This is a genomic window from Hafnia sp., assembly GCF_036648275.1.
In the GTDB taxonomy this organism is placed as follows: Bacteria; Pseudomonadota; Gammaproteobacteria; order Enterobacterales; family Enterobacteriaceae; genus Hafnia; species Hafnia alvei.
The window spans coordinates 19569-28120 of sequence record NZ_JAVXIQ010000035.1 but is presented as its reverse complement, the minus strand read 5'-3'; the positions used below and the strand labels follow the sequence as shown (position 1 = coordinate 28120).

At 49.2% G+C, this 8552-nt stretch carries 7 protein-coding genes; 5 read left to right on the top strand and 2 right to left on the bottom strand.

Annotation, left to right across the window (positions count from 1 at the left end; translation table 11 throughout):
- A partial coding sequence (locus RSC70_RS19265) for a DUF6531 domain-containing protein (protein WP_332543222.1) occupies positions 1 to 1724 on the bottom strand: 1724 nt, incomplete at its 3' end.
- Between the two features lie 664 nt (positions 1725 to 2388).
- Here RSC70_RS19265 and pyrG point away from each other — a divergent pair.
- Together pyrG and eno are read left to right on the top strand one after the other, a co-directional pair.
- Positions 2389 to 4026 (top strand): glutamine hydrolyzing CTP synthase, encoded by a 1638-nt coding sequence (pyrG, locus tag RSC70_RS19260; protein WP_332543221.1) that lies wholly within the window; start codon positions 2389 to 2391, stop codon positions 4024 to 4026.
- Between the two features lie 83 nt (positions 4027 to 4109).
- Positions 4110 to 5414 carry a phosphopyruvate hydratase gene (gene eno, locus RSC70_RS19255; RefSeq protein ID WP_025800559.1) on the top strand — a complete coding sequence of 435 codons (1305 nt, stop codon included), beginning with the start codon at positions 4110 to 4112 and terminating at the stop codon, positions 5412 to 5414.
- 114 nt (positions 5415 to 5528) lie between these two features.
- On the opposite strand, the gene RSC70_RS19250 is transcribed toward eno, so the two are convergent.
- Positions 5529 to 5756: a YdcH family protein gene (locus tag RSC70_RS19250; RefSeq protein WP_025800560.1), complete on the bottom strand. Its 228-nt coding sequence runs from the start codon at positions 5754 to 5756 to the stop codon at positions 5529 to 5531.
- Between the two features lie 355 nt (positions 5757 to 6111).
- Here RSC70_RS19250 and RSC70_RS19245 point away from each other — a divergent pair, with 355 nt between their 5' ends.
- The 3 genes from RSC70_RS19245 to RSC70_RS19235 all read left to right on the top strand — a co-directional run bounded on the left by RSC70_RS19245 (position 6112) and on the right by RSC70_RS19235 (position 8448).
- Positions 6112 to 6879, top strand: coding sequence for a basic amino acid ABC transporter substrate-binding protein (locus tag RSC70_RS19245; RefSeq protein ID WP_332543220.1), 768 nt, complete (start codon positions 6112 to 6114; stop codon positions 6877 to 6879).
- A gap of 95 nt (positions 6880 to 6974) precedes the next feature.
- The gene (locus RSC70_RS19240) at positions 6975 to 7739 is read left to right on the top strand and encodes an amino acid ABC transporter permease (RefSeq protein WP_025800562.1); all 765 of its coding nucleotides are present in this window, start codon (positions 6975 to 6977) and stop codon (positions 7737 to 7739) included.
- Positions 7726 to 8448 (top strand): amino acid ABC transporter ATP-binding protein, encoded by a 723-nt coding sequence (locus tag RSC70_RS19235; protein WP_332543219.1) that lies wholly within the window; start codon positions 7726 to 7728, stop codon positions 8446 to 8448. The genes RSC70_RS19240 and RSC70_RS19235 overlap by 14 nt, the downstream gene beginning before the upstream one ends.
- Positions 8449 to 8552: the final 104 nt, after the last annotated feature.

Below are 8552 nucleotides of genomic sequence, written 5' to 3'. Positions count from 1 at the left end.
TGATACTGAGTGCGTTCACCGGCGTTGTTTTCCGTGGCGGAGAGGCGGCCACGGGCATCGTATGTATAACGCTGCGTGATACCTGCGGGGCGGTAAATCTCACGGCGCTGTCCCCAGCGGTCATAGCGGTATTCGGTGGTGTTGCCCGAGCAGTCGGTGTAGTGGGCCAGCTGGCCGCTGCGCGTCCATGTCAGGCGTTTCTCTCCGCCGCCGGCATTGGTAATCGTACAGGGCTGCGCGCTGGCGTCATCAGCATAGGCATAGTGCACGGTGCGGTTAAGGGCATCACTTTCAGCGGTTAGGCGACCGAGTGAGTCATAGCTGCGCGTGAGGCGACGGTCATCGGGCAGTATCGTCTGAGTGAGTAAACCGTGGACGTTGTAGGCAAAGCGGGTACGGTTGCCGTCGGGAGCCACGATGCTGGTGAGCTGACTGGTGGTAATATCGTGGGTGAACGCCGTTTTTCGCCCCAGCGCATCGGTTTGCGCCATCAACAGATAGCCCGCCACCTCGTTGTGGCTTTCACTGTCGTCGGCGTAGGTGCGCTTCACCACCCGCTTAAGGCCTTTTTCACCGGTGTAATAATAGGTTTCACGGCGGCCCAGACTGTCGGTCACCGTGGTGCTATCGTCTGCATAATCGAACTGATAATCCAGTCCGTTGGGGTTGCTTTGGGTCACGGCGTGGCCTTGAGCGTCGTAGGTATAGCGGCTGACGGGGCGGTCCAGATAGCGGTGGGCGGTCATGCGCCCGAGTAAATCGGGGTGATAGACGAACTGGCGAATGGCTTGCCCACTGCGGTCATACACGGTTTGTAGCTCACCGCGCGGGGTGTATTCGTAACGCACCAGCGGCTCGGCGGGCACATCGGGAAAGTCGGGGTCATGCACCAAAAACACCGCCGACAGGCGAACGCCGTTGTCACGCCCCCAACCGCCACGCTGTGTACAGACGGCCTCGGCGATATGTTGGTGCTCCAACCGATAACGCCGCCCTACGCTGTCCTCGACTTCGGTGATGACGCCGGCAAACAGGTCAGTACCGTCGTAAACGTACTGTAATTCCTGCCCAAAACGGTCACGCATGCCGCGCAAAAAGCGCCGCGCTGATAAGGGCGCAGGGAGTGCGGTGTGGCCTTCGTCTTCCGAAATACCGAGTACCCACCACGGACCAAGGGCGTCGGCGGTACACAAATACAGGTGTGAATTTAACCGCCACGACTCGGGTAGGGTGTGCCAAAGCATCGCCAGCGGATGTTTTTTATCGCGCTCTAATAAACCGCCGCGCACCAGCCACAGGGATTCACTGCGGCTGAAATGCGCCTCACCGACGGCGAGCGTATTGAAATGCAGGCTGCGCCCGCCGTTATCGTTGAGGATAAGGCCGGTTTTAGTCACCAGCAGGCTGATGCCGCTGGGCAATTGCCAGCCGGGGCCGAGCAAGCCCACGGGCGCGGGGGTATTGGTTTGGTAGCTGCCGTAGCTGCGGGACAGGATAAAAGGCACGGCGGCCGGTAAGGCAAAGTCAGTTTCGGCAGAGAGAACTTTAGCGCCGAGGGTCGGATTAATAGGTTTTCCTTTAGGGCGCGCGCTAGCGATACCGTTTGGACAGGTCGAACAGGCCACGCCGCTGGGCGCGCCAATCAACACGCCTAATGAACCCTGCGTGATGGGGCCGCCGATCGTAGTTTCGTCTGTTTGACGCGCTGCGGGTAATCCGATCATGTTATACCTTCCTTAGTATCAAATACCTGATTGAAGCCCCTTCAAGCAAGCGGTCAATCCAATTGACGCTCACATCTCTTATCAAGATCCCGCATTAGATAATTTTAAGGACTTCCTGCTTTGTTGATATCCATGGTTTAAATTTTATTATTCAAACCATAAATGATTTCTTTCTTAACGCCTCTTAACGCCAGAGGTAGATTCGTTTACATGTTTTGTATGGCTGGCGCGGCGAATTCAGGTAAAAAGAAAACAAAGTATTAGAGTTTCTTAAGAATCATGTCAGTTTAAGAAGAGTTACCCATCGAATCAATTTAATTGATAATTAAGAATTGATTAATTAAGAGGGAGTTGTAGGCTACCGATATCGGATACAGCGGCTTCTAACATCGTCATGAACAGTGCTTTTAGGATAGAAAACCAACATACGAGTTATCATCCGTTTTAACAAATTTCACCACCTATCGTTGGTTTATAGGTTTTTTTTACCAATGAAATTTTTATCTAATTGTAATTTAAAGATTAAATGAATTTATTCATACCTTTTATCCTAAACAAATGTGACTTAGGTACTGAGATCGTTTGTGGCAAATGAAAGGTTCGGGTATACTACTGTCCCGTCTTGGTTCTTCCATCGTCTTTAAACCTAACTCTCAGGTTCAGCATGACAACTAATTATATTTTTGTGACCGGCGGGGTTGTATCCTCTCTGGGTAAAGGCATTGCCGCAGCCTCCCTGGCGGCTATTCTTGAAGCCCGTGGCCTCAACGTAAGCATGATGAAACTGGATCCGTACATCAACGTCGATCCGGGCACGATGAGCCCTATCCAGCACGGAGAAGTTTTCGTCACCGAAGACGGCGCAGAAACCGATCTGGATTTAGGTCATTACGAGCGTTTCATCCGTACCAAAATGTCCCGCCGCAATAACTTTACCACTGGCCGCATCTATTCCGATGTGCTGCGTAAAGAGCGCCGTGGCGATTATCTGGGCGCTACCGTTCAGGTTATTCCTCATATCACTAATGCAATCAAAGAACGCATCCTTGAAGGTGGCGAAGGTCACGATGTGGTTTTGGTTGAAATCGGCGGTACCGTCGGTGATATCGAATCCTTGCCATTCCTCGAAGCTATTCGCCAGATGGCGGTAGAAGTAGGTCGCGAGCACACCATGTATATGCACCTGACTCTGGTGCCTTATATGGCTGCGGCTGGCGAAGTGAAAACCAAGCCTACACAGCACTCTGTTAAAGAGCTTCTGTCTATCGGTATTCAGCCAGACGTACTGATTTGCCGTTCAGATCGTGCTGTTCCTGCGAATGAACGCGCAAAAATTGCGCTATTCTGTAACGTTCCTGAGAAAGCCGTTATTTCTCTGAAAGACGTTGATTCTATTTATAAAATTCCAGGCCTCTTGAAATCTCAGGGACTTGATGATTACATTTGTAAACGATTCAGCTTAAACTGTCCGGAAGCAAATCTGGCAGAATGGGAACAGGTGATTTACGAAGAAGCCAATCCTGGTGGTGAAGTGACCATCGGTATGGTCGGTAAATACATCGAATTACCGGATGCCTACAAGTCTGTTATCGAAGCATTGAAGCACGGCGGCCTGAAAAATCGCGTTACCGTGAACATCAAGCTTATCGATTCTCAAGACGTAGAGACCAAAGGCGTTGAGCTGCTGAAAGGTCTGGATGCGATTTTGGTACCGGGCGGCTTTGGCTACCGTGGTATCGAAGGCAAAATCGCTACCGCACGCTATGCGCGTGAAAATAATATTCCATATCTGGGCATTTGCTTGGGTATGCAGGTTGCTCTGATGGAGTTTGCCCGTAACGTGGCAGGCATGGCTGATGCGAACTCAACCGAGTTTGTACCAGACTGCAAATATCCAGTAGTTGCGCTGATTTCAGAATGGCGTGACGAAGAAGGCAACGTAGAAGTACGTACAGAAGAAAGCGACCTAGGTGGCACGATGCGTTTAGGTGGACAACAATGTAATCTGGCCGATGGAAGTTTGGTTCGTCAGATGTACGGTTCACCAACTATCGTTGAACGTCATCGCCATCGCTATGAAGTAAACAACATGCTGTTGAAACAGATTGAAGCTGCGGGTCTGCGTGTGACCGGCCGTTCTGCGGATAACAAGCTGGTGGAAATCATTGAGTTGCCAAACCACCCATGGTTTGTAGCTTCTCAGTTCCACCCAGAGTTTACTTCTACGCCGCGTGATGGACATCCGTTGTTCGCTGGTTTTGTGAAAGCGGCCGGTGAGTACCAGAAGCGTCAGGCAAAATAAGTGAATATACTGGTAGGCGCGAAGCATCGGTTTCGCGCCTGTCGTCTGGAGTTTTTAGTTTAACTTGTATCGAGGAAAACCTAATGTCCAAAATCGTTAAAGTCATTGGTCGCGAAATCATCGACTCACGCGGAAACCCAACTGTAGAAGCTGAAGTTCATCTGGAAGGCGGCTTTGTAGGTATGGCTGCTGCACCATCAGGTGCTTCAACTGGTTCCCGTGAAGCGCTGGAACTGCGTGACGGTGACAAATCCCGTTTCATGGGTAAAGGCGTACTGAAAGCCGTTGCCGCTGTAAACGGCCCAATCGCTCAGGCGGTTATGGGTAAAGATGCGAAAGACCAGGCTAACATCGATAAGATCATGATCGATCTTGATGGTACAGAAAACAAATCCAAGTTTGGCGCTAACGCTATCCTGGCTGTTTCTCTGGCTGCTGCTAAAGCTGCTGCTGCTTCTAAAGGCCTGCCGCTGTATGCGCACATCGCTGAACTGAACGGCACTCCAGGCAAATATTCTATGCCTCTGCCTATGATGAACATCATCAACGGCGGCGAACATGCCGACAACAACGTTGATATCCAAGAGTTCATGATCCAGCCTGTTGGCGCTAAAACTCTGAAAGAAGCGGTTCGCATCGGTTCTGAAGTGTTCCACAACCTGGCTAAAGTTCTGAAGTCTAAAGGTATGAACACTGCTGTTGGTGACGAAGGTGGCTACGCGCCTAACCTGGGTTCTAACGCAGAAGCGCTGGCTGTAATTGCTGAAGCGGTTAAAGCAGCAGGCTACGAGCTGGGTAAAGATGTTACTCTGGCTATGGACTGTGCTGCATCTGAATTCTACAAAGACGGTAAATACGTTCTGGCTGGCGAAGGCAACAAAGCTTTCACCTCTGAAGAATTCACCCACTTCCTGGAAAACCTGACCAAAGATTACCCAATCGTTTCTATCGAAGACGGTTTGGACGAATCTGACTGGGATGGCTTCGCATACCAGACTAAAGTACTGGGCGACAAAATCCAGCTGGTCGGTGACGATCTGTTCGTAACCAATACCAAGATCCTGAAAGAAGGTATCGAAAAAGGTATCGTTAACTCCATCCTGATTAAATTCAACCAGATCGGTTCTCTGACCGAAACTCTGGCTGCAATCAAAATGGCTAAAGACGCTGGTTACACTGCAGTTATCTCTCACCGTTCAGGTGAAACTGAAGATGCTACCATCGCTGATCTGGCTGTTGGTACCGCTGCAGGCCAAATCAAAACCGGTTCTATGAGCCGTTCTGACCGTGTTGCTAAATACAACCAGCTGATTCGTATCGAAGAAGCTCTGGCTGCACAAGGCACCCCAGCACCATTCAACGGTCTGAAAGAAGTTAAAGGTCAGTAATTCGTTATTGAGCACGTTTTTTTAATTAAAAACGACTTCATTAAAAAACCCGCTCATGAGCGGGTTTTTTTTATTCGGTATTTTATATGCAGAAGAAAACAACACGACAAACTATCAGGTTGTTGCTTCATCTTCATACGATCGCAGGATTTTATAAAGCTCATCTTTTAGTCTGAGCTTCTCTCGTTTCAATCCTGCAATTTGCTCATCAAATGGGGCTCCTGGCCGGTTTTCAGCCCTTCGGATCGTGTGATCCAACTGGTTGTGCTCATGAAAGAGCGTGGCAAAACGGACGTCTTCTGTTTTCAGTCTTGAGATAAGATCTCGATACTCTGGGAACATATGCACTCCTTTTTGTCAAAACCTAGAAGTACTATGCCACAAAAATTCTGCTTATTTTGTAATCGATATCTCAACATGTTCGATAAAGCGTAAAGTTATGTCTTTCTCCACGCCGTTTCTCCTCTCTCTCATGCTATCTGATTCCGTATAAAACATAGTCTTTGCGTGTCTTCGTAAGATCTCCCACTGGAATACTGAATTCCTGCAACAACTGATGCTTAATTGTGACGCTAGATTGAATTTTTATGCTGATGGTAAAATTTTATTCGCAATGGTATTGAGTTGGTATGCTTTGTTGTGTATTTTTATGCATTAAAACTGCATAAATAAAATATCTAACGTCAGGGGAAAAGGCATGTTGAAGAAAATGGTATTGGCTGGCTGCTTTATGGCTGCAATGATGGGGAGCTCTTTCGCTGCACAACAAACCTACGTTGTGGGCTCTGGTGGTACCTATCGTCCATTTGAGTTTGAAAATAGCCAGAAACAGTTGGAAGGTTTTGATATTGATATCATCAAAGCGGTCGCTAAGGCCGAAGGGTTTGATATCAAACTGGTTAATACGCCATGGGAAGGCATTTTCGCCACGCTTAACTCAGGCGACCGCGACATCATTATTTCTGGCATCACCATTACCGATAAACGCCAGCAGATGGTGGACTTCTCCGCGCCTTATTTCCCAGCCGAACAGTCTATCGTGGTGCCGAATGGCTCAAAAGTAGACTCAGTTAATGCGCTGAAAGGGCAGAAGGTTGGGGTGGTGAATTCAAGCACCGGCGACATCGTGGTGTCTGAGGTATTAGGCAAAAACAGCACTGATATTAAACGCTTCGATAATACGCCGCTGATGCTGCAAGAGCTGTATGAGGATGGTTTAGGCGCGGCGGTTGGCGATGTGGGCGTGGTGAAGTACTACATCAAAAATCATCCAGAGAAAGAATTCAAACTGGTTCCCGATAGCAAATTTGAACGTCAGTATTTTGGTATCGCCGTGGCAAAAGGCAACCAAGAATTACTCGAAAAAATTAATGCCGGCCTAAAGAAAATTGTGGCCGACGGGACCTATGCCAAGATTTATACCCAATGGTTTGACGCGAACGTTCCAACGCTGCCTGAAATGTAAACGCTGCGGGTTGCGCTCATGGACTGGGCGCAACCGGTATAGCTGTTATAACTTGCTGTCATAAATAGAAAAAATGTAATAAACAGGAAAGTTGTATGACCGGATTCCGTTGGGAAATCATTCAGGAATATGCCCCGCTGTTTGCTGAAGGCGCGTGGATGACCATCAAATGCACCATTATCTGTGTGATTTTAGGTACGCTTTGGGGCCTAACCTTAGGCTTAGGAAGAATGGCTAAGGCTGAAAATGGCCCGTGGCGCTTCGTGTTACGTTATTTTGTACAATGGCCTGTACGTGTTTACGTGAGTGCTTTCCGTGGCACACCGCTGTTTGTACAGATTATGGTGGTGCATTTTGCCCTCGTTCCTCTGTTGATAAACCCGCGCGACGGTGTTTTGGTGACGAGCGGGCTGATGTCAGTAGATTTTGCCCGCATGCTGCGTTCAGACTATGGCGCGTTCCTCTCTTGTATTGTGGCGATCACGCTTAATGCTGGCGCTTATGTATCTGAGATTTTCCGTGCGGGTATTCAATCAATCGATCACGGCCAAATGGAGGCTTCTCGCGCACTCGGCATGAGCTGGGGTAAAACCATGCGTAAAGTGATTTTGCCGCAGGCGTTTCGCCGGATACTCCCGCCGTTAGGAAATAACGCGATTGCTATCGTTAAAGACTCCTCATTGGCCTCAGCCATTGGCTTGGCCGATCTTGCGTACGCCGCGCGTACCGTGTCTGGCGCGTATGCGACTTACTGGGAACCCTACCTAACGATTTCAGTGATTTACTGGATGCTAACGTTCATCCTGTCGCTGCTGGTGCAACATATGGAAAAGAGGTTGAGCAAAAGTGATTCACGTTGATAATTTGCAGAAGCAATTTGGTGAAACGCACGTACTGCGTGGGATCTCTTGCGATATCAAGCCGCAGGAAGTGGTTTGCATTATTGGCCCGTCGGGATCGGGGAAAAGCACGTTTTTACGCTGCCTCAATGCATTAGAAAAACCAGACGGCGGCGAAGTGTCGGTTAATGGTTTTGATGTTCATAATCCCAAAGCAAATTTAAATAAAATGCGCGAAAGCGTTGGCATGGTGTTTCAGCGTTTTAACCTGTTCCCCCATATGACGGTGTTAGACAATCTGATTATGGCGCCGATGTCGGTGAAAGGGATGTCGCGTGCAGATGCGCTTAAGCGCGCTGAAGTTTTGTTAGATAAGGTGGGCCTACTCGACAAAATTGATGCATGGCCTGCTAGCTTATCTGGCGGGCAGCAACAGAGGGTGGCAATCGCACGTTCTATGGCGATGGACCCCTCGATTATTCTTTTTGATGAGCCGACGTCTGCGCTTGATCCTGAGCTGGTTGGCGAAGTGTTAGAAGTGATGAAGAAGCTGGCGCAGGAAGGAATGACGATGGTGATCGTGACTCATGAAATGGGCTTTGCCCGTGAAGTCGCCGACCGGGTGGTATTTATCGACCAAGGTATTATTCAGGAAGAGGGTACACCCGAGCAGATCTTCACCGCGCCACAGAATCCACGTACGGCAGCGTTTTTGAGCAAGGTTCTTTAGACTGACCCCACCCTAACCCTCCCCTTCACAGGGGAGGGAACCGTTCGGCGTAGATTGTGAGAATTCTCGATCAACTCCCCCCTGTCAAGGGAGCGGCTGGGAGG

What these genes read in the sequence shown, in the direction of transcription:
- pyrG (WP_332543221.1), top strand. Translation starts at nt 2,389, where the DNA reads ATGACAACTAATTATATTTTTGTGACCGGCGGGGTTGTATCCTCTCTG.
- eno (WP_025800559.1), top strand. Translation starts at nt 4,110, where the DNA reads ATGTCCAAAATCGTTAAAGTCATTGGTCGCGAAATCATCGACTCACGC.
- RSC70_RS19250 (WP_025800560.1), bottom strand. Translation starts at nt 5,756, where the DNA reads ATGTTCCCAGAGTATCGAGATCTTATCTCAAGACTGAAAACAGAAGAC.
- RSC70_RS19245 (WP_332543220.1), top strand. Translation starts at nt 6,112, where the DNA reads ATGTTGAAGAAAATGGTATTGGCTGGCTGCTTTATGGCTGCAATGATG.
- RSC70_RS19240 (WP_025800562.1), top strand. Translation starts at nt 6,975, where the DNA reads ATGACCGGATTCCGTTGGGAAATCATTCAGGAATATGCCCCGCTGTTT.